The 21,678-nt window shown below is 58.3% G+C and carries 14 protein-coding genes, 4 pseudogenes and 1 other annotated feature; of the genes and pseudogenes, 11 read left to right on the forward strand and 7 right to left on the reverse strand.

The features are described 5' to 3' along the window. Positions 1-7 precede the first annotated feature (7 nt). Both CR254_RS16615 and CR254_RS16620 read left to right on the forward strand, forming a co-directional pair. On the forward strand, positions 8-1,306 hold the full coding sequence (locus CR254_RS16615) for a malonyl-CoA decarboxylase (protein WP_097932011.1): 1,299 nt from the start codon (positions 8-10) through the stop codon (positions 1,304-1,306). Further along, positions 1,303-2,790 carry a malonate--CoA ligase gene (locus tag CR254_RS16620; protein WP_097932013.1) on the forward strand — a complete coding sequence of 496 codons (1,488 nt, stop codon included), beginning with the start codon at positions 1,303-1,305 and terminating at the stop codon, positions 2,788-2,790. Before CR254_RS16615 ends, CR254_RS16620 begins: the two co-directional genes overlap by 4 nt. Before the next feature lie 42 nt (positions 2,791-2,832). On the opposite strand, the gene betA is transcribed toward CR254_RS16620, so the two are convergent. From betA to betI, 5 genes are read right to left on the reverse strand one after another with little or no spacing between them, the layout of a single operon-like run. Continuing rightward, positions 2,833-4,494, reverse strand: coding sequence for a choline dehydrogenase (gene betA, locus CR254_RS16625; RefSeq protein WP_097932015.1), 1,662 nt, complete (start codon positions 4,492-4,494; stop codon positions 2,833-2,835). Then, entirely contained in the window at positions 4,491-4,895 is a 405-nt protein-coding gene (locus CR254_RS16630) for a DUF2306 domain-containing protein (protein ID WP_097932017.1), read from the reverse strand. The genes betA and CR254_RS16630 overlap by 4 nt, the downstream gene beginning before the upstream one ends. Continuing rightward, positions 4,895-6,352, reverse strand: a complete 1,458-nt coding sequence (betB, locus tag CR254_RS16635) for a betaine-aldehyde dehydrogenase (RefSeq protein ID WP_425440296.1) — start codon at positions 6,350-6,352, stop codon at positions 4,895-4,897. The genes CR254_RS16630 and betB overlap by 1 nt, the downstream gene beginning before the upstream one ends. Further along, positions 6,349-7,857 carry a choline-sulfatase gene (gene betC, locus CR254_RS16640; protein ID WP_097932021.1) on the reverse strand — a complete coding sequence of 503 codons (1,509 nt, stop codon included), beginning with the start codon at positions 7,855-7,857 and terminating at the stop codon, positions 6,349-6,351. The genes betB and betC overlap by 4 nt, the downstream gene beginning before the upstream one ends. Positions 7,858-7,890: 33 nt before the next feature. Continuing rightward, positions 7,891-8,481 (reverse strand): choline-binding transcriptional repressor BetI, encoded by a 591-nt coding sequence (betI, locus tag CR254_RS16645; RefSeq protein WP_219618037.1) that lies wholly within the window; start codon positions 8,479-8,481, stop codon positions 7,891-7,893. Positions 8,482-8,723: 242 nt separating this feature from the next. Here betI and CR254_RS16650 point away from each other — a divergent pair, with 242 nt between their 5' ends. The 4 genes from CR254_RS16650 to CR254_RS18100 all read left to right on the forward strand — a co-directional run bounded on the left by CR254_RS16650 (position 8,724) and on the right by CR254_RS18100 (position 14,288). After that, a complete protein-coding gene (locus CR254_RS16650) occupies positions 8,724-9,683 on the forward strand; it encodes an ABC transporter substrate-binding protein (RefSeq protein ID WP_097932023.1) in 960 nt (319 codons plus the stop codon). Between the two features lie 110 nt (positions 9,684-9,793). Next, the gene (locus tag CR254_RS16655; RefSeq protein WP_097932024.1) at positions 9,794-10,843 is read left to right on the forward strand and encodes an ABC transporter permease; all 1,050 of its coding nucleotides are present in this window, start codon (positions 9,794-9,796) and stop codon (positions 10,841-10,843) included. Between the two features lie 4 nt (positions 10,844-10,847). Then, on the forward strand, positions 10,848-11,912 hold the full coding sequence (locus CR254_RS16660; RefSeq protein ID WP_097932026.1) for a quaternary amine ABC transporter ATP-binding protein: 1,065 nt from the start codon (positions 10,848-10,850) through the stop codon (positions 11,910-11,912). Positions 11,913-11,996: 84 nt separating this feature from the next. Then, positions 11,997-14,288 carry a hypothetical protein gene (locus tag CR254_RS18100; RefSeq protein WP_180956052.1) on the forward strand — a complete coding sequence of 764 codons (2,292 nt, stop codon included), beginning with the start codon at positions 11,997-11,999 and terminating at the stop codon, positions 14,286-14,288. 250 nt (positions 14,289-14,538) lie between these two features. Here the strand turns inward: CR254_RS18100 and tnpC are convergent. After that, positions 14,539-15,294, reverse strand: a pseudogene (gene tnpC / locus CR254_RS16670) (IS66 family transposase); the annotation flags it as partial. 57 nt (positions 15,295-15,351) lie between these two features. On the opposite strand from tnpC, the pseudogene CR254_RS16675 reads away from it, so the two are divergent. The 5 genes and pseudogenes from CR254_RS16675 to CR254_RS16695 all read left to right on the forward strand — a co-directional run. After that, positions 15,352-16,667, forward strand: a pseudogene (locus tag CR254_RS16675) (IS3 family transposase). After that, positions 15,679-15,836: a sequence feature (AL1L pseudoknot), on the forward strand. It overlaps the preceding pseudogene by 158 nt. Positions 16,668-16,959: 292 nt before the next feature. Further along, positions 16,960-17,883, forward strand: coding sequence for a glycosyltransferase 61 family protein (locus tag CR254_RS16680; RefSeq protein ID WP_180956053.1), 924 nt, complete (start codon positions 16,960-16,962; stop codon positions 17,881-17,883). A gap of 91 nt (positions 17,884-17,974) precedes the next feature. Next, positions 17,975-18,918: pseudogene (locus CR254_RS16685) on the forward strand (IS3 family transposase); the annotation flags it as partial. A 196-nt stretch (positions 18,919-19,114) separates the two neighbouring features. After that, positions 19,115-20,167, forward strand: coding sequence for an IS110 family RNA-guided transposase (locus CR254_RS16690; RefSeq protein WP_097932030.1), 1,053 nt, complete (start codon positions 19,115-19,117; stop codon positions 20,165-20,167). 16 nt (positions 20,168-20,183) lie between these two features. Further along, positions 20,184-20,369 (forward strand): annotated as a pseudogene (locus tag CR254_RS16695) (IS3 family transposase); the annotation flags it as partial. A gap of 74 nt (positions 20,370-20,443) precedes the next feature. Here CR254_RS16695 and CR254_RS16700 read toward each other — a convergent pair. Further along, complete coding sequence (locus tag CR254_RS16700; protein ID WP_508619141.1) at positions 20,444-21,175, reverse strand: glycosyltransferase family 2 protein; 732 nt, start codon at positions 21,173-21,175, stop codon at positions 20,444-20,446. Positions 21,176-21,678: the final 503 nt, after the last annotated feature.

Below are 21,678 nucleotides of genomic sequence, written 5' to 3' on the forward strand. Positions count from 1 at the left end.
GGCTGTCATGCAACGCAATCGATTCCTGTCCGACATTCTATCCACCCTATTTGATCGCAGCAGCAATCTGCCCAAAACGCAGGATGCCCGTGACATCTACGCGCTGTGCCGTGCGCTACTATCCGAGGAGGGAGAGGTATCAGGCCAAAAGCTGGCCGCCACCGTGCTGGCCCGCTATCGCGGCTTGTCTGACGCGCATAAACTGGCCTTTTTCCAGTTTCTGAATGATGAGCTGGACATAGATGCCGCCGCATTGGCCCCGCTGACCACGGAATATGCCGCAAAACCCTCGGTCGCGGGGTTTAAGCGGCTGTCCCACGCGGCGGAACCAAAACGGCAGGAGCTGCTGCGCCGCCTGAACCAACCCGTTGGCGCGACGGAGGAGCTGGTCTCGATGCGCGTCGATCTGCTGGAACTGGTGCGTGACAATCCCGAACTGGCCCGCACCGATCTGGATTTCGTCCATCTGCTGCGCAGTTGGTTCAATCGCGGGTTCTTGGTGCTCAAGCAAATCAACTGGGACACGCCCGCCCGCCTGCTGGACAAGATCGTCGCCTATGAGGCTGTGCACGAGATTGACGACTGGGACGACCTGCGCCGCCGACTATACCCGCCGGACCGCCGGTGTTTTGCCTTTTTCCACCCCGCAATGCCCGATGAGCCGCTGATTTTTGTCGAGGTCGCCCTGACCGAGGCGATCGCCAGCTCCGTTGATGATCTGCTATCGGATGCCCGCGAACCCCTGACCGCGCAGCAGGCGAAAACGGCGGTTTTCTACTCGATCTCGAACTGTCAGCGCGGGTTAAAGGGCATCAGCTTTGGCAATCTGTTGATCAAGCAGGTGGTGGCAGAGCTATCACTGGAATACCCCAACCTGACCCATTTCGTGACGCTGTCGCCCATTCCGGGCCTCAACAAATGGCTGGCCACGCAGACGAATGATGAGGCAATCGGCCCCGCCGCGCAGACCATGCTGGAGGGCACAGCAACGGCCGAGCAAACCCGCGCCATGGCCGCGCGCTATCTGATCACCGCGAAACGTCCCGATGGCAAACCTGTTGATCCGGTCGCACGGTTCCACCTAGGCAACGGGGCGGAGGTTCACGCCGTGCATGCCAATGCAGACAGCTCGCCTAATGGCCGCGCGCAATCGGGCGGTGCGATGGTGAACTACCTTTACGATCTGTCCAAGACGGAACACCATCACGAGAATTTCGCGCTGAGATCGGTCGTCGCCGCGTCGCGGTCCACCCTCGCCCTATCGACGGCCCCTTTCACGACCAAAAGCAAGGAAATGACCCCTTGAGCAATACTCTCTACGACACGCTGATCGCACCCCATGCGCAATCCGACGCGCCCTTTCTGATGCTGGATGACGGCTCCACCCTGACCTATGCGGGCTTTGTCGCGCGGGTGGCGCAATTGGCGCATGTGCTGCACGATCATGGCGTAGAGGCCGGTGACAGGGTCGTCGTACAGGCGCCCAAGCTGGCCGATGCGATCGCGCTATACGGTGCAACGATCCAGACCGGCGCAATCTATCTGCCGCTGAACACTGCCTATACGCAAAGCGAGGTCAGCTATTTCGTCGGCGACGCGGCCCCGTCCCTGGTGATTTGTGATGCCGGCACGCTGGACGAGATGACCAGGACCTGTGGCGACACGCCGGTTCTGACATTGGCCAGTGATGGCAGTGGCAGCCTAAGCACAGCCGCCGATGCCGCGCCGACAACATTCACCACCGTGGATCGCGGGCCGGATGATCTGGCCGCGCTGCTCTATACTTCGGGCACGACAGGTCGATCCAAGGGGGCGATGCTGTCCCATAAAAACCTGCTATCCAACGCGCAATCTCTGACCGATCTGTGGCAAATCACGGATCAGGACCGATTGATCCACGCGCTGCCGATTTTCCACACGCACGGGCTGTTCGTGGCGATGAATACCAGCCTGCTGGCGGGGGCGCAGGTCCGCTTCATGGCTGCGTTCAACGTGGATACGATCATTGCGGAACTGCCCGCCTCAACCATGCTGATGGGGGTTCCGACCTTCTATACGCGACTGCTGGGTGACGAACGGCTGACCCGCGATGTGGTGGCCAATATGCGGCTGTTCGTATCCGGCTCCGCGCCGCTGCTGGCCGAAACCCATACCGCGTTTCAGGACCGTACTGATCATCGCATTCTGGAACGCTACGGGATGACGGAAACCAATATGATCACCTCGAACCCGTTCGATGGTGAGCGTGTGGCCGGCACTGTCGGCTATCCCCTGCCCGGAACCGAGGTTGAGATCACCGAGAATGGCACCCCCGTCGCCGCGGGTGAGATTGGCATGATCGAGGTGCGCGGCGATAACGTGTTTCAGGGGTACTGGAACATGCCCGAGAAAACCGCCGAGGAACTGCGCGAAAGCGGGTTTTTCATCACTGGCGATTTGGGCGTGAAGTCATCTGACGGGCGCATCAGCATCGTTGGCCGCCAAAAGGATCTGATTATTTCGGGCGGATACAACATCTACCCCAAGGAAATCGAGGACGTCATCAATGACGTGGACGGCGTGGTGGAAAGCGCGGTCTTTGGCGTGCCCCACCCCGATTTCGGCGAAAGCGTGCTGGCCGCCATCGTCCTGCAAAACACCGCGCTGACCGGTGCCGAAATCGCTGCGCAGGTGGAACCGGATCTGGCCCGTTTCAAACATCCCCGCCGCTATATCGTGGTGGATGCCCTGCCCCGCAACACGATGGGCAAGGTGCAGAAAAACGTCCTGCGCGACGAATATAGCGCCTGATCTGCAAACCGCGTACCCGCGTTACCACGGGCACGCGGGGTTTTAGCGCTGCGATCCCTGCCAGTCGGGATGCATCCACGGTTCGGCATTGGAGCGGGGCAGCGGCGTGCGGCCCAGAATATGATCCGACGCCTTCTCCCCCACCATGATGCTGGGCCCGTTCAGGTTACCATTGGGAATACGCGGGAAAATCGAGCTGTCAGCAACCCGCAGCCCCTCAACCCCGATCACGCGGCATTCGGGATCGACAACGGCCATGGGATCATCCACCGCCCCCATCTTGGCCGTGCCGCAGGGGTGATAGGCACTTTCGACATGTTCCGCGATAAAGGCGTTCAGCTCCTCATCCGTCTGCACATCCGCGCCGGGCTGAATTTCATGACCGGCATAGGGCGCGAAGGCCTCTTGCCCGAAAATCTCACGTGTTAGGCGGATACAGGTGCGGAAATCGGCCCAGTCCTTTTCCTGCGACATATAGTTGAACAGGATGGAGGGCGCGGCCGCCGGATCAGCCGATGCCAATTGCACCCGCCCGCGCGACGGGCTGCGCATGGGGCCGGTATGGGCCTGAAAACCATGCCCCTCCGCCGCAACCTGACCGTCATAGCGCACGGCGATGGGCAGGAAGTGATATTGGATATCGGGGTAATCCACGCCGGCGGCGGAACGGATGAACGCCGCGCTTTCAAACTGGTTCGACGCCCCCGGTCCTGTGCGGGTGAACAGCCAGCGCGCGCCGACATAGGCCTTGCCCAACAGGTTCCAGTATTTGAACAGGCTGACCGGCTGCGTCGCGGCCATTTGCAGGTATAGCTCCAGATGGTCCTGTAGGTTCTGGCCCACACCGGCGCGATCCGCGACCACCTCGATGCCATGTTCGGCTAGATGCGCGGCGGGACCGATGCCCGACAGCATCAGGATCTTGGGCGAGTTGATGGACGACGCGGCCAGGATCACCTCACGCGCGGCGCGGATCACCTCGACCTTGCCGCCGCGTTCGATTTCGACGCCGACGGCGCGTCCCTCCTCGATCACCACACGGCGGGCAAAGGCGCGGATCATTTCGCAGTTCGGGCGTTTCAATGCAGGCTTCAGGTAAGCATTCGCGGCGGACCAGCGCTGACCCTTATAGGTCGTCTGCTCCATCGGGCCGAAGCCTTCCTGCTGCTCGCCATTATAATCATCGGTGGTTTGATAACCGGCCTGTTTGCCCGCCTCGACAAAAGCAGTGACCAGCGGGTTTTCGCGGGTGCCGCGTGTGACGTGCAGCGGGCCATCAGCGCCGCGCCAATCAGGATCGCCGCCATGGCCGCGTGGCTCCCAATTTTCCATGCGTTTGAAATAGGGCAGCACATCGGCATAGGACCAACCGGTCGCGCCGCTTTCCTGCCAATGGTCGAAATCCTTGGCGTGGCCGCGCACATAAACCATACCATTGATCGAGGATGATCCCCCGATCACTTTCCCTCTAGGGGTGGCCAAGCGACGCCCGCCCAGATGCGGTTCTGGTTCGGACTGATAGCCCCAATCGTAGCGCTTCATGCCCATCGGATAGGACAGCGCACCGGGCATCTGGATCAGCGGGCCGGCATCGGTGCCGCCAAACTCAATCACCAGCACCTGATGCTGACCATCCGCCGACAAACGATCCGCCATGGCGCATCCGGCAGAACCGGCACCAACAATGATAAAATCGGGGTTCATGGTGTTCCTCCGAACAGAACGGCATGCATGATCCGACCGGGCATTAACGTGAACGCCCCCGTCAGCATCAGGGCAAGCCCGTAGAGCAGGATCATCACCCGCTTATGTCGTGCAATATCATCGCGTCGTGCGGACCGGACGGCGATCCACAGCGTTCCCAGCACCAGCACCGACAGCGCGTGGATGGGGGAAAACGGCCCGATAATTTGCAACTCGTAAATCGCGAAGCTGCTGATCGCGACCAGTGCCATCAGCGCCACCCAGATATAACCGGTGCTCCGATGCAACGGCGTGCCCTTGGGCAGGGCAAGTTGCACCGCGCCAAGGGTCATCGCCGCCATCGCAGCAAAGGCATGCAGCGGAACCGGCTGGGTCGCAGTCAGTAGCGGCGCGGGGTTCATCAGAACGCGGCCTCAACCGGGCCCATGCCCACATAGACCGTCTGCACCTCGGTGAAGTGGTCCATGGCCATGCGCGCATTTTCACGCCCGATGCCCGATTGCTTGGACCCGCCAAAGGGCATGCCCAGCGGGGTCAGGTTGTACTGGTTGATCCAGCAGGTGCCCGCCTGCAATTGCGCCACAACACGGTGGGCGCGGGTCAGATCCTGCGTGAACAGGCCTGCGGACAGGCCGAATTCGGTGTCATTCGCCCGTGTGATCACATCATCCTCACCGGTGAAGGACAGCACGGACATAACCGGCCCGAACACTTCCTGCCGTGCGACGGTCATGTCATCGGTCACATCGGCCAACACGGCAGGCGTGATCCAATAGCCCGGACCGTCCAGCTGTTGCCCACCTGTGATCACACGTGCCCCCTCGGCCCGTGCGGTTTCCAGATGGCGCAGGGTAATGTCCAACTGGGCCTGCGTGGTCATGGGGCCGAAATTCGTCGCCTCATCTAGCGGATCACCGATAATGGCGGTTTCAACGCGCTTCTTAAGTTTTTCCAGAAACTCCTGCTGCACATCAGCATGCACAAAAACCCGCGTTCCGTTCGAGCAAACCTGCCCCGAAGAGTAGAAATTCGCGTTGATCGCACCGGAAACCGCATCATCCAGATTGGCATCGGCAAACACGATAAAGGGCGATTTGCCGCCCAGCTCCATCGTCACCTGCTTCATCTGCGCGGCGGCGCTGGCGTAAACCTTGCGCCCTGTGGGGACCGATCCGGTCAGCGACACCTTGGCCACGCGGGCATCACCGGTCAGCGCCGCACCGACGGCACCACGCCCCTGAACGACGTTGAACAGACCGGCGGGCAGGCCAGCCTCGATCATGATTTCAGCAACCTTCAGCGCGCAAAGCGGCGTGGTTTCCGAGGGCTTGAACACCATCGCATTGCCGGTGGCCAACGCGGGCGCGGCCTTCCAACACGCGATTTGGGTGGGATAGTTCCACGCGCCGATACCCACACAAACCCCCAACGGGCGGCGGATCGTATAGGCCCAGTCACCGCCAAACTGCATCGCCTGCCCCGGTACATCAGCGGCCAGACCGCCGAAATACTCCAAAGCCTCCGCGCCGGATGTGGCATCCGCCATCAGCGTTTCCTGCAATGGCTTGCCCGTGTCATAGGTTTCCAGCACCGACAATTCGTGATTGCGCTGCATAATCAGATGGGCAGCACGGCGCAGGATGCGGCCCCGCGATGTACCGTCCAGTGCGGCCCATTCGGCCTGCGCCCGCGCGGCGGAGGTCAACGCCTGCTCCACAATAGCGGGTGTTGCCTCATGCACGCGGGCGATAATTTCACCGGTGGCGGGGTAAATCACCTCGATGATATCACCTGCTGTATCCTCAACATATTGACCGTCGATGAAGTGGCTGGCGGTGGGTTGGGTGGTCATGTTCATTCTCCACGCGGGAAACGGGCCCGCTCTTCAACAGTGTTGAGGTCCATGTGATTGCGCATAAAACGCTCGGACGCTTTTTGTAGGGGCTGATAATCCCACGGATAATAACCGCCCTGCCGCAGGGCCTCGTAGACGACCCAGCGGCGGGCTTGGGATTTGCGGACATCGGCGTCGAACCGCTGCAAATCCCAGCGTGCATCCGCATCGGCACGGAATTTGACCAGCATTTCTGCGGCGGCCGGATCATCGGCGCGGTTGGTCAGTTCGTGCGGATCATTGCGCAGGTCGAACAGTTGTTCCGGGTCCAGATCGCAGCGGGTATATTTCCAGCCATCCTGAACCAGCGCGACCATGGGGGCGTAGGATGCCTCCGCCGCGTATTCGATGGCCACGGGGGTTTCGCGCGCGAAACCTTGGGCCAGGGGCACCACGCTTTCGCCTTGGGTCCACGGCGCGACCTCCTCCATCGACAGGCCGGCCAGATCGCACAGCGTCGGGCAGACATCGATATTGGACACGGCCGTTGTGACCAAGGCAGGCGTCAGGTTCGGCGCGCTGATCATCATGGGCACGCGGGATGACCCCTCGAAAAAGCTCATCTTGAACCACAGGCCCCGTTCGCCCAGCATGTCGCCATGGTCGGACACGAACAGGATCACAGCCTCCTGCCGTGTTGCCTCCAGCGCGTCCATTACCTCACCAATTTTATCGTCCAGATACGAGATATTGGCGAAATAGGCGCGGCGTGAGCGGCGGATATCCTCGTCCGTGATGTTGAAATCACGCCAGTTGTTCGCGTCGAAAATGCGCTGGGAATGCGGGTCGTGATCCGCGTAATCCATCGCGGGAACCGGCGGGTCCAGATGCTCGCAATCCTCGTAGAGATCCCAATATTTCTGCCGAGCCACATAGGGATCGTGGGGGTGGGTAAAGCTGACGGTCATGCACCACGGGCGCTCATCCAGACCGCGGGCATATTCGCGAACCTTGCGCACGGCGTGATAGGCAACTTCGTCATCATATTCCATCTGGTTGCTGGTTTCAGCCACCCCTGCCCCCGTGACGGAGCCCATATTGTGATACCACCAGTCAATCCGCTCCCCCGGTTTGCGGTAATCGGGGGTCCAGCCGAAATCGGCGGGATAGATATCGGTGGTGGTGCGCTCCTCGAACCCGTGCATCTGGTCGGGACCGACGAAATGCATCTTGCCGTTCAGGCAGGTTTGATAGCCCGCCCGGCGCAGATGGTGCGCATAGGTGGGCAGGTCGGACGGGAACTCCGCCGCATTATCATAGACGCCCGTGACCGACGGCAATTGCCCCGACATAAAGCCGCCCCGCCCCGGCGCACAGAGCGGTGATGCGGTATAGCAGTTGGCATAGCGTACCGATCGCGCCGCCAACCGTTTCAGGTTGGGCGCGTGCAGCCAGTCCGCAGGGCCGTCAGGGAACAGCGTGCCGTTCAGCTGATCGACCATGAAAATCAGGATATTTGGCTTTGCCATAATACGCGCTCCTACATGCAGACGAATGGGGGCCTATAGCCGGAATGAGGCACTGCTCAGCGCCATGTCGATAACCTGTTCAATGGCGGCAATCGCCTCCAACCGCCCGCCCTGCGCGCCCTGCAAGGCCTGCCGGATATAGAACCCGTCGATCAACGAGGCGATGGTTTCGGCCAGCGTATAGGGGTCGCCCGAAACCAGCGGGCGTAGGTCGTGCATCAGGTTGGTGCGCAGGCGCCGTTGATAGACGTTGAGCAGCCGGTTCGCCTCGGTCGAGGTTTGCGCGGAAACATAGAATGCCAGCCATGCCGCGATGACATCATGCTGGAAACTTTGCGCTGAAAAACTGGCCGTGACGATGGCGCTGACCCGCGCGCGGGGGGTGCGGACCACGGCCAGTTCCGCGCGCAATTCCTGTCCCAACACCGTCAGGATATGGCGCATGGCGGCGGTTAGAATACGTTCCTTGGAGCCGAAATAATGATGTGCCAGCGCGCTGGAAACCCCTGCGCGGCCCGCGATTTGGGTGACGGTAACGTCCAATGAACCCTGTCGTCCGATCTCCGCTATGGCGGCCTGTACCAATGCGGCGCGGCGCACAGGTTGCATTCCAATCTTGGGCATCAGGGGGACTCCTTGGGTCTGGATACATCTTTAGGGATGGTTTTTTTCAACTGATGCGTCAATCAAAACCCGCCAAAACACCCCCGAAACTACCACTTGCAATTTTTTTATCCCCGTGTGTCAGATGGTTAAAGGCCTTTGGAAAAAGGGTTGCAAACCCTTCTCTATTGTCCTCTCATTCAGGCACAGACCAAAAACGACGTCGGGAATAGACCCCCGAGACGACAAACAGGGATACTTGTATGAAAAAGATCATTCTGGCCGCCGCGTTCGGTGCCGCCATGCCGACTGTCGCCCTTGCCGATTGTGGCGAGGTCTCGATCACCGAGATGAACTGGGCGTCCTCCGCCGTTGTTACCCAGGTTTCCAAATTCCTGATGGAACAGGGCTATGGCTGCGACGTCACCACTGTGCCTTCGGCAACCGTAACCTCGCTGGCATCGGTTGCTGAAACCGGCAAGCCTGACATCATCACCGAGCTGTGGATCAACGGCACCCCTGCCTACCAGACGCTGTCCGAGGAAGGCCGCATCGTCACGCTGGGCGACGTTCTGTCCGATGGCGGCGTTGAGGGCTGGTGGGTTCCGACCTATCTGGTTGACGAGCACCCCGAGCTGGCCACGCTTGAGGGCGTTCTGGCCAATGCCGACATTCTGGGCAATCGCTTCCACCAGTGTCCCGATGGTTGGGGCTGTAAGAACGTAAACGCCGCACTGGCCGAGGTTACCGACCTTGAAGGCGCTGGCTTCGAAGTGTTCTCGCACGGTTCGGGCGAAACGATGGCAGCATCCATCGCCGCGGCCTATGAGGACGAAGCCCCATGGATCGGTTATTACTGGGCGCCAACCAGCGTTCTGGGCAAGTACGACATGACCTCGGTCGATCTGGGCCCGTACGACGAAGAAATCCACCTGTGTAACGCGGATCCGGATTGTGGCCCTGCTGCACTCAGCTCCTTCCCCGTTGGTCCGGTGAAAACCATCGTCACCACCACGTTCCAGGAAGAAAACCCTGAGATCGCTGAGCTGATGGCACAGGTTTCGTTCACCAACGCCCAGATGGGCAGCGTGCTGGCATGGCAGGAGGAGAACAACGCCTCCGCTGAAGAAGCCGCAGTTTACTTCATCACGACACATTCCGATTCGTGGGCTGGTTGGCTGAATGATGATGCGCGCGCCAATCTGGCGGCGTTCATCCAATAAATATCCAGGGCCTCTGCATCGCAGGGGCCTTTTTTGAAAAATCGTAAAGGGGCCCGGTACCGACGGGGCCTTTTGCATACCCAGTACGCAGCGGACAGAACGGACGGAACATGGCCTTCTACGACGGATTGATAGAGACACTCGGTCTCACAGACTGGTGCGGAGAAGCAGATGCCGGTGGCGGTGGCCCCCTGACCATGGCCGAATTACTGGCCCGCGCGAATGGTGGCGGTGCTGATGGCGAAGATCCCGCAACCCCGCTAATGGACACCCCGTTTCCGTCGCTGGACACGTTGCATCAGTCCTGCGAGGCGATCCCGCGCACACGCGACGTGACCGAAATGGTCGAGCAAGGGTTTCTGGGCATCAAGGACGGCCTGCGTCTGGTGCTCGATCCGTTGACAGAGCCACTGGGCTGGCTGCTGGATGCCTCGCTCAGCGGGTTCGAGGCAACGCCGTGGTTCATCATGATCCCGCTGCTGATGGCGCTGACATGGTTTGCAGCACGTTCGGTCAGCGTATTGGCGCTGGTGACGTTCTCGTTCCTGTTTATGGCCATGATCAATCACTACGACGAGGCGATCCAGACGCTGTCGATCATCTTCGTCTGTACGATCTTCTGTGTCGTTCTGGGCGTGCCGATAGGTATCGCCATGTCGAAAAGTAATACGCTGCAACGCATCAGCATTCCGATTCTGGACATGCTGCAAACGCTGCCGACCTTTGTTTACCTGATCCCGCTGATCTTTCTGTTCTCGGTCACGGAGAGCAAGCTCTATGGCATTGCGATCATCCTCTACGCGATTGTGCCGGTGATCCGCCTGACCGATCTGGGCATTCGTCTGGTCGATAAGGACGTGATCGAGGCGGCAGACGCATTCGGCATGTCCAATTGGCAAAAGCTGACCGGCGTGCAAATCCCGCTGGCGCTGCCCAACATTATGGCCGGTATCAACCAGACCATTATGATGAGCCTCGCCATGGTTGTGATCGCCTCGCTGGTTTCTGCACCGGGTCTGGGCCGATTGGTTCTGCGTGGCATTAACAATCTGGAACTGGGCGTTGGTCTGGTTGCCGGTTTCTGCATCGTGCTGCTGGCAGTTCTGCTGGACCGCGCCACCAAGGCGGCGCTAGGCCGTATCAATTCGAGCGAGCAGTAAAACCATGACAGATCAAAACAACATCAAGGTCTCGATCCGGAACCTGTTCAAGATTTTCGGAACCGATCCAGCCGCTGCGCTGACACATGTTCGGGCCGGATTGGGCAAGCCTGAATTGCTGGAACAGCACGGCCACGTGCTGGGCCTGCAAAACATCAATGTCGATATGCAGGCCGGTGAGATTACGGTCATCATGGGTCTGTCCGGTTCGGGTAAATCCACGCTGATCCGCCACCTGAACCGCCTGATCGAACCCACCGCAGGCGAGATTATCGTCAATGGTGAGGACGTTCTGGCCTATGACGCGACCAAGCTGGATGCTTTGCGCCAGAACACCATGTCGATGGTGTTCCAGAAATTCGCGCTGTTCCCGCACCGCACCGTTCTGGAAAACGCCGGCATGGCGCGCCGTGTGCGCGGCGAAAGCGGCAAGGCGGCGGATAAAGAGGGCCAGAAATGGCTCGAACGGGTCGGCTTGGCTGGCTACGAAGAGCATTACCCCAACCAGCTATCGGGCGGTATGCAGCAACGTGTGGGCATTGCCCGCGCGCTGGCCTCGGACAGTGAGATCATGCTGATGGACGAGGCGTTTTCCGCGCTCGATCCGCTGATCCGCACCGATATGCAAGACCTGCTGTTGGAATTGCAGCGCGAATTGCACAAGACCATCGTGTTCATCACCCATGACCTGGACGAGGCGCTGAAGCTGGCCGATCACCTTGTTATCCTCAAGGATGGCGCGATCGTACAGCAGGGTGAGCCGCAGGAAATCCTGCTACAGCCAAATGACCCCTACATCATGGACTTTATCGCCGATATTAACCGCGCCCGCGTTCTGCGCGTGCGTTCGGTGATGGAAGTCACGACCGATCCGGGAACCAATATCGCCGGTGATGTCGATGCCAATTCGAACCTGGAGCGGGTTATCGCCATGTCCGAGGGCGACACAAACCTGAACTACCGCGTGATGGAGAACGGCCAGCAAGTCGGCCTGCTGCATATGCGCGATCTGGTACGCGCACTGGTTCCGGTTGAGGCATCCGACCCCGCCCGTCGCATGGCCAGCTAGATATACCTTGCCAGTGGTTCATGCGTGTGTACGGCTGTTACACCACACGCATGAACGACAAAACAAACGGGACCAGGACAACGAATGATAGCCCCACGCCAGATTGCGACCCTTTGGATCGGCGGGCAGCTTAGTTGGCTGGAACAGCTTTGCCTGCGCTCCTTTGTAACTCGCGGGCACGGCATCACCCTATACGCCTATCAGGACGTTCAGGGTGTTCCCGAGGGGGTCGAGCTGCGCGACGGTCGCGAGATCATCGATACAGACGATTTCATCAAATACGAAAAGAAGGACAGCTTTGCGCTGTTCGCAGATTATTTTCGGATCGTGTTAACCGATCGCCGCCCAAACGTCCTTTGGGTGGATACAGATGTGTATTGCGTGGCCCCGCCTGATTATCCCGCAGGGCATGTTTTCGGCCTAGAAAGCCCCTCGCGGATCAATAATGCCGTGCTAGGTCTGGCCCCCGGATCAGATCTGCAACGTTCGCTGCTGAAGTTCATGTCAGATCGCGAACCGATCCCTGATTTTCTACCACGCCGCCTGCGCGAGGAATACCGCGAGGCCCGCACACAGGGAACACCTGTACACGTGTCCAAGATGCCTTGGGGCGTGTGGGGCCCAATGGCGATCACGCATTTTGCCAAGCAGCATGGTGTCACGGATCAGGCCCATCCGCAGGATGCATTCTACCCCGTACATTTCCGCGACAAGAGCGACTTCCTAAAGCCCCCCGAAACAGTGTGGCGCAAACTGACAAAGCGTACCACCGCACTGCACCTGTGGGCCTCGAACAAACGCGCACTTGGCGGACAGCATAACGGGCTGGCTCCGGTACATTCCTTCCTTGACATGCTGTGCCGTGCCGAGGGCATCGACCCAGCAGCGTCCCCCATCGTTGAACGGGGGCGCCTGCGATATGATGCGAACCAAGTACAGGGCACCGCAATCACGGCAGCCTCAGCATCCATAAATCAGGCCGAAGATTTCAGCACCGTAATCGCCGCGCTGGATTTGGATGATGTCACACAAATGGCAGATGTGGGGGGCACTGCGCCGAGCTTATGCTTAGCACTATTCCATAGGTTCGACTGCGATTTGAACTGCTTTGATATGGTGGCTGGCGGGACATTCCCCGACCGAATCTCACCATCTGCAAAGGCATGGTATGATAGCTTGCGCGCGGCAGGTGTTCCGGCCGCTCGATTGCGCATTGTGCAAGATTTGGCCGATGTAACACCTCAAGATGTTATCGCCACATTGAACGGGTTCGGGGTACACCACAAAATTGCGGCACTAGACCCCATGCTCAACAAAGCACTACTGGTCGGCAGCCGCCTGATCCTCGACATCCGCAAAGGCTCAGGCGCGTTCCCCTTCCTGCGGGCGCGTGGCAACGCCAATACCGTGTCCGAGGGGCAAGTTGACGGGCGCCAGCAGTTCCGCGTCGTCCTGTCCGCCGAACCGTCCAGCACAGTGGCGCGAACCGTTCCAAAACAGGATACCTCCAACAAGAATAGCTGGGCCAGCATTGCCACTGATCTGGCCGGGCCTAAGGGGTGGTTTCGTGAGGGTGAAAACCATTCCTTCTTGCATGTACCCCGAGGTGACACGCTGGTCGTGACCTTTGATAACCTCGATATCGCCATGGAAAAGCGGGACGACCGCAGGCCCTGGGGATGGTCTTTCATCGAACAGCAAGGCTGGTCTGCGCTTGGCGTTATGGCCGGTGGGTGGACATGGTTCCGCGATCCATTCGTCAGTGATACCTTTTCTGAATTGCGCGAGAGCGGTTTTTTCAGGGCGTTTTCGAGAGTTGTCTTTTACGGCGCCTCAATGGGCGGGTACGGGGCAGCCGCATTCTCCGCCGCCTGCCCCGGCGCGCATGTCGTCGCGATCAGCCCCCAATCCACATTAGATAAAACCATTGTACCCTGGGAGGCCCGCTACAAGGTCGCTTGGGGTCAGGATTTCAGCGGCCCATATGGCGACGCGGCTTTTTCCAGTCAGTCGGCGGCTTCGGTCAATTTGCTCTACGATCCCTATGTAAAGGCTGATGCGGCCCATGCGGCACGGTTTGAGGGGCAGAACGTTACCCGATGGCGTTGTCCCCTCTTGGGCCACCGCCTCGGCTCCTCGCTCAATCAAATGGGGGTGCTAAAGGATGTGGTCTATCAAGCCGTAGAGGGCAACCTCACGCCTGCCACCTTCCGCGAATTGTTGCGGGCCCGACGTGAGTTTCCACGCTATCAGCGTGAGCTGGCCAATCTGGCACTGGAACGAAACCACGAGGCCTTGGCTCTACGCGTAGCCGACCATGTGCTATCGACGCGCGACGACCGGTTTTTCCGGCAACTGCGCGCACGGTTAAATTAGCTAAGGATATAGAGTGACATCCACGATCAGCCCGACTCCATGTTCGGGCCTAATGGGTCACCTTTTTTGTACTCTCAAGTTCCAAAATTGGCTTTGAATTGCCGCGAATGCCCTTGTGAACGCATTCATTAGCCTCAGCGTAGCAATCTTCAAATCGCGAACGCACCTTCTCCATACGATTTTCGAAACCTCGACCCAATCAGCTTTTGCCTGCAACGCCCCTAGATCGTAAGCGTCCGGTCTGACTGCCCTACGGTGTGGTTTTCCATGGCAGCAGATCATCGACACGATTGATCTTGTAGTCTGGAATGCGGGCGAGCGTATCTGCGAGCCATGCTTGTGGGTCAACGCCGTTCAGCTTGGCGGTTTCGATCAGGGTGTAGGCGATAGCGGCAGCTTTGCCGCCGGTTTGTGATCCAACGAACAGATAATTTTTGCGCCCGATGGCGACTGAGCGCATGGCCCGTTCTGCGGTGTTGTTGTCCAGTTCCAGAATGCCGTGATCGAGGTAGGGACGCAGCCGTGCCATGCGCGTCAGGGCATAGCGGATTGTACCAGCCAGCGGCGATTTGCCCGAGATACTAGGCAGTTGGGTGTGCAGCCAGAGTTCAAGATCGTCGAAGATCTGTTTTGCCTTCGTCTGCCGGAGTTCAACACGGAGCTTTGGTGGCGATCCACGGGCTTCTTTCTCGACCGCATACAGTTGCGCGATGCGCCCGATGGCCTCGTCAGCGATGGCGGAACCTTGAGCGCGATGGATATCGACGAACTTGCGCCTGACGTGGGCCATGCAGGCGACCTCGCGGATGTCACCGGAACGATAGAGATCTTCGAACCTGGCATAGCCGTCCGCGTGCATCCAGCCCCGATATTTTGCGAGATGATGCTTGGGGTGCTGCCCTTTGCGATCCGGCTAGAACTGATACCAGCTGGCGGGTGGGACGTCGCTGCCCCAAGGACGTTCATCACGGCCATAAGCCCACAATCGCGCCGTCGCGGTTTTGCCGGCTCTGAATCGTCCCGGGTTTGTCGGAGACTATCAACTTAAGTAAGGATGATGGTTATGACGAAAAGCAAAATGGCAAATCGCTACTCGCCTGAGGTCCGCGCGCGTGCGGTCCGAATGGTGTTTGAGCATCAAGGCTAATACGAAACGCAGGCGGGCGCGATCGCGGCCATTGCACCCCGTTGCCCCGCAGTGGTTTGCCTGCAAACCATGAGAGGGGAAGATCGGTTGTATTCTCCAGACCTTGAGCGGATGGGTCAAACAGGCCGAGAAGGACAGCGGCATGCGGGATGGCGTGACCACTGATGAACGGGACCGGATCAAGACGCTGGAACGGGAAAACCGTGAGCTACGCCAAGCGAATGAAATTCTCCGCAAGGCGTCAGCATATTTTGCGCAGGCGGAACGCGACCGCCCACTGAAGCGATGATCGCCTTCATTCACTGCCCGGCAGGGCATTGCGCAGCAATGTCCCGAGAGGGGAAGATCAGCGCAGCGTTTACGGTGTCGGGTCGATCTGCAGTGTGCTGCCGATCGCGCCGTCAGCATTCTATCACCGCCTCGCGTGTCGTGCGGATCCATCCAGAGCTTCGACGCGGCATCAGCGCGACACGGAGCTGCGTCCAGAAATCAAACGGGTCTGGGCTGGGAATTACCAGGTCTACGGGGTCCGTAAGGCATGGCATCAGCTGAAGCGGGAGGGCTTTGATCTGGCGCGTTGCACGGTTGAGCGGCTGATGAAACAGATCGGCATCCGTGGGTCTGTGCGGGGCAAGGTAGTCAAAACAACGATCCCTGACACGTCAGCACCCTGTCCGCGCGACAAGGTGAACCGCACATTCCGGGCCCCTGAACCGAACCTGCTGTGGGTCAGCGACTTTACCTACGTGTCGACATGGCAGGGCTTTGTTTGTGTGGCTTTCGTCATCGACACATTCGCCGACCGTATCGTGGGCTGGCGGGTCTCACGGTCTGCCAAAACTGACTTCGTTCTCGATGCTTTGGAGCAGGCCCTGCATGATCGCCGACCTGTTCAGGAAAGCGGATTGATCCACCATTCCGACCGCGGCGGGCAATATTTGTCCATTCGCTATACTGAACGTTTGGCCGAAGCAGGCATTGAACCATCGGGCGGCAGTGTCGGAAATTCCTACGACAACGCCCTCGCTGAAACTATAAACGGTCTCTACAAAACCGAGCTGGTTCATCGTCAGGGCCCGTGGCGCAACATGCAGGATCTGGAAATGGCCACTCTCGGCTGGGTCGACTGGTTCAACAATCGCCGCCTGCTTGGGCCCATTGGGAATATCCCGCCAGCCGAGGCAGAAGAGAACTTCTATGCACAGCGCGACGTGTTCGATATGGTCGCGTGAAATGAAGCTACAGGTCTCCGATGAAACTGGGGCGATTCACAGTCAGGTCAATCCCATTAAAAAGGGGGGATTACCTTCCCAACATGCTTTTGAGGTTTCAATGCTATTTCCAGACCCTATCATTGATGATCTTGGGCCTGCTGAACTTGTATTCGGACCAAAGCCCAAACGCATGCAGCGGTACTTCGATATCTATGATCAGCAGGGGCGGGCTGCGCGGTTTTGCCGGGATCGTTCCGGATCTGTGACAACGCTGCCAATGGCGCCGCATATAGACGGTTTAAGACCGGAAATGCGGGGCGAGGGCGGCGCTGTGCTTGAGGAGCCCGCACTTTATGCTGGTTTGGCCCATGACCAGTTTGGCTTTGCTATTCTGCAATCACTGGGGAGGCTTTGGGCTTGCGATAAGCTGCCGAAAGAAACCCGCTTGCTGTATGTTAGCAAGTTTCGACCTCGCAAGGTGTTGCCCGCATTGCGGACGTTGTTGGGCTGGCTTGGTATCGAAAACATGCCGGTCGTTGTGCAGGGTAACATGCATTTGGCCCAAGCGTATACCTGCCCCAGCCTGTTTGGTGAAAGCTATGAGGGCCACGCCGCACCTGCATTTCGGGAATGGTTGGCCGCCCGCCTGCCGCCAGCCCCAGACGTGGTGGTAGGTCGTAAGCTATACATCACGCGCACCAACCTTGGCCCGCACTATGGACGTATGGCCTGCGAGCAGCAGCTGGAGGAGTTCCTGCGCCGAGACGGGTTTGAGATATTTGCACCCGAAGCGCATAGCCTAGCGCAGCAGGCAGAAACCTATCGCCAAGCCGAGGTTTTGGTTTTTTCAGAGGGATCGGCGCAGCATTTTTACGGCTTGGTCAAACGGGCGGGGCAGCGCGTTGTCGTGATCCAGCGGCGGCCAGAGGTTCCTATGCTGATCAAGAATCAGATCACAGCCATCAACGATGAGCCGGTGACCTATATCAATGCGATCACTAAGCTGCACTGGCGCTTGGAGCGGGCAGATAACCGCGGCATTTGCGAATTGGATTTTGATCAATTGCGCACGCAACTGATCGCGGCCGATGTGTTGAATGCGCAGGCCGAATGGCAATCGCCCACGGCAAGCGCGGTTACAGCCTCCATCCATGACGGGTTGTCTGCTGGAGAGCGGATGTATGGCAGCGCGGCTGAGGCGGCTGCGGAACGCAAATTGCGCCAGCCACCCTAGGGCCGTGTTGTTAGAGCCCGCTTCGAAATGGACCTGTCGCGTTTTGATGCCGCTCCTTTGATAGCATTTACTGCACCAAAGGAGACTTATTATGGGACTGAAACGGACATACGAATTCCGCCAGGATGCGGTACGTATTGCGCTGACCAGCGGGCTTACACGCAAACAGGTGGCTGATGATCTTGGCGTTGGCATGTCGACGCTGAACAAATGGATCACAACGCATCGAGACACCGATGTGGTGTCAAAAGAGGATATGAGCCTCGCTCAAGAAAATGACCGGCTTCGACGTGAGAACCGCATTCTGAAGGAGGAAAGGGAAATCTTAAAAAAGGCCACGGTGTTCTTTGCGAGCCAAAAGCCGTGAGGTTTAAGTTCATTGAAGAACACCGAAATCAATTTCCAACAGAACGCCTGTGTAAGGTTATGGACGTGAGTGCGCGTGGTTTACGTGCATTCCGCAGCCGCCCTGCCAGTCGCAGACAGCGATCTGATCTGGTGACATTGGCCCACATCAAGGAACAGTCGCGTCTCGGTTTGGGGAGCTATGGCAGACCAAGAATGACCGAAGAGTTGAAGGAGATTGGTCTAAATGTCGGGCACCGGCGTGTGGGAAGATTGATGCGGCAGAACGGTATATCCGTTGTCAGGACCCGCAAACACAAGGCCACGACGGACAGTAATCACAAATTCAACATCTCCCCGAACCTGCTGGATCGTAACTTCTCAGCAGATCAGCCAAACCAGAAATGGGCTGGTGATATCACGTATATCTGGACGCGTGAGGGCTGGCTTTATCTGGCTGTGATCTTGGATTTACATTCTCGGCGAGTGATCGGCTGGGCAGTCAGTAATCGGATGAAGCGTGATCTTGCGATCCGGGTGCTAACGATGGCCATAGCCTTCAGGACACCACCCAAGGGCTGCATCCATCATACTGATCGTGGCAGCCAGTATTGTTCGCACGACTATCAGAAAATCCTGCGCCAACATGGGTTCAAGGTCTCAATGAGCGGCAAGGGCAATTGTTACGACTGTGAGTATGGTATTGCGGCTTGATGGCCTGACCCATGTTACGATTGACCTCGTGTCATTGCGTTGACGTGTCGACCGTCAAGTCGCCCCGGCAACGGGCGAGATGTGACCTCATAGGAGCGTGACGGTCAGCGTACCTTCACAGTCCTGTCCGCTCGGATCGGTGCCTGGGCATGTCTCGAGCAATGAGGGCCCCATGAAGACCACACATCCAATCATAATTGGCATCGACACACACAAGGACAGCCACGTCGCTGTTGCGATCGATACGAAAGGCATCCGTTTGGCGGCGTTGTCCATTCCGACCAATCCGAAAGGGTATTCGGAACTGGAGCGCTGGTCACGATCTCTAGGGACGGTTCTTGCATTTGGGATCGAAGGGACGGGATCATACGGCGCAGGCCTTTCGCGGTCTTTGTTGGCTCAAGGTCACACTGTCGTCGAGGTCACACGGCCAAATCGGCACCTGCGATACACGCAAGGCAAGACGGATAGCCTGGATGCGGAGGGGGCCGCACGATCCGTCCTGTCAGGTCTAGCAACAGCGGTCCCAAAATTACAGACAGGATCGTCAGAGATGATCCGGCATTTGAAGATCGCACGCGATACAGCTGTCAAATCACGCTCGCAGGCGATGGTCACCCTGAAGACGCTGATCATAAATGCGCCAGCCGATCTGCGTGACGTATTGGATCAGATCCGAGGAAAAGTCGCACTGATCCGGCATATTGCGGCCTTCAGGCCCGGTGACATCGACAATACATTAGCGTCCGCAAAAGCGGCCATGCGGGCATTAGCACGCCGTTGGCTATGGCTGCATGAAGAGATCACCGCACACGATAAGGAACTGGAACGGCTTGTCACCGAGCGCGCACCAGAGCTGATGGTGTCTCATGGCATTGCGACACTGACGATCGCGGAGATGCTGATCCTCGTTGGCGACGACCCAACACGCATCCGTTCAGAGGCGGCCTTCGCCAAGCTCTGCGGAGTTTGCCCGATTCCTGCATCCAGTGGCAAAACACATCGCTTCCGGCTGAACCGAGGCGGCAATCGACAGGCCAACGCCGCCTTATATCGCGTCGCCATTGTCAGAATGCGAAGCCACGAACTGACCCTCGCCTACGTCAGAAAACGCACACAAGATGGAAAGAGTAAAAGCGAGATTATTCGTTGCTTAAAGCGCTACATCGTTCGCGAAATCTACAGCCAGCTTTGCGTCCCCAAATCAGCTCAAATCGCCGCTTGACGAATATAGGAGCTTCAACGCCGCTGTTGAAACGTTCTTCAAAACCATCAAGGCAGAGCTGATATGGCGAGACAGCTGGAACACCCGCAGACAGGCTGAGATGGCGGTCTTTGAATACATCAACGGGTTCTATAATCCACGACGACGCCACTCAGCATTGGGCTGGAAAAGCCCTGTCGCCTTCGAACGCAAGGTGGCCTAAGCGAGCACTTGGGGCGGCACTAAAACGCGACAGGTCCAGTACTGCGAGGTATAACAGACTTTCGAGGCAGGCTCTTAGGGGGGACTCGTGCTGTTCACGTCAGCCTTTAGGGCGTCTACCAGTTCGCTCATGTCAGGATCCAATTTGATCGACGCTGCCTTGCGCTGATGCCAATCGACTGCGCGGGCGTGCAGATTTGCCAGAGCAGGATCCGTCTTTAGCTCTGCGGCTAGGGCGTGCGATCGCTGGGAATACTGTGAAATCGACGTGTCTACCTCGTCGTTGAGGTTGAACCGATCCCAATATTCCTGCCCCAGAACGTGGTGCGAATGGTTCGCGCGGCCGCGTGCCCGTTTGATCAGGAAGCTGTCCATTGATCGCAAGGCGTAGTGGTTCACTTGGGCATGTGTGAAAAGCGGCGGGTTCTCGGTGCGATCGCCGTTCACAATGTAATCTGCGCCCCCAGCCAAAACCCGCTTGGTGGTTGGCACGTGCTCGTCCAAGGATACGGGGGCGTGCAGGCCCATCCTCTGGAACTTGTACTGATTGGTGTACATGGATTTAACAAATTTGCCTGTGTCTGGACGCTCGATTTGATCCCAAGGCAGCTCCCCGCGGTCGAATTGAGCGGTGACGGGCGTATCCTTAAATGTTTCCGTCCCATTCGGCCCAAAGACACGCCACGGTACAGAAATAACGTCTGCATCAGCGCCAGAGCCATCGACCAGTGCCTGAACAGACCCGTCCCCCATGTGGATGTTTAGGTATTCGTCCACATCACAAACGAACACCCACTTGGCGCCCATTACTATGTCATAGCGGCGCGAGGCCTGCCGCAGTGCTGATCTATGAATGCCACCACCGCGAATAATTGTTGGGTGGTGTACTACAAGACCCATCTCTTGCAGTCTCAGCAGAATGCCTACGGTCGTATCCGTGCAATCGTTCGTGCAAACCAGAATGTTATCAAAGCCAAGAGTTTTATAGTGAGCGACCCAATCGATAATGTATGGACCTTCGTTTTTCATAGTGGAAACGACGGTGTATATATTTTCGCTCATATCTGGCTCGCTAAGTGTCTGGGGGACAGCCTCTTGGATTAGTTGCGGCTTTCGTTGTCAGCTTATGCCATTCTAAATTTGGAGTCGGTGAGGCTTTTTAGTCTAGGTCGGTGCGGAGCTGTCACGCTTTCGTGCCGCCCCAAGTACTCGTTTAGGCCACCTTGCGTTCGAAAGCGACAGGGATTTTCCAATTGAATCGCCCCGAGTTTGTCGGAAACCCTCAACTTAAGTAAAATGGGGGGATTACC

Source organism: Pontivivens marinum (assembly GCF_900231835.1).
Classification (GTDB): Bacteria; Pseudomonadota; Alphaproteobacteria; order Rhodobacterales; family Rhodobacteraceae; genus Pontivivens; species Pontivivens marinum.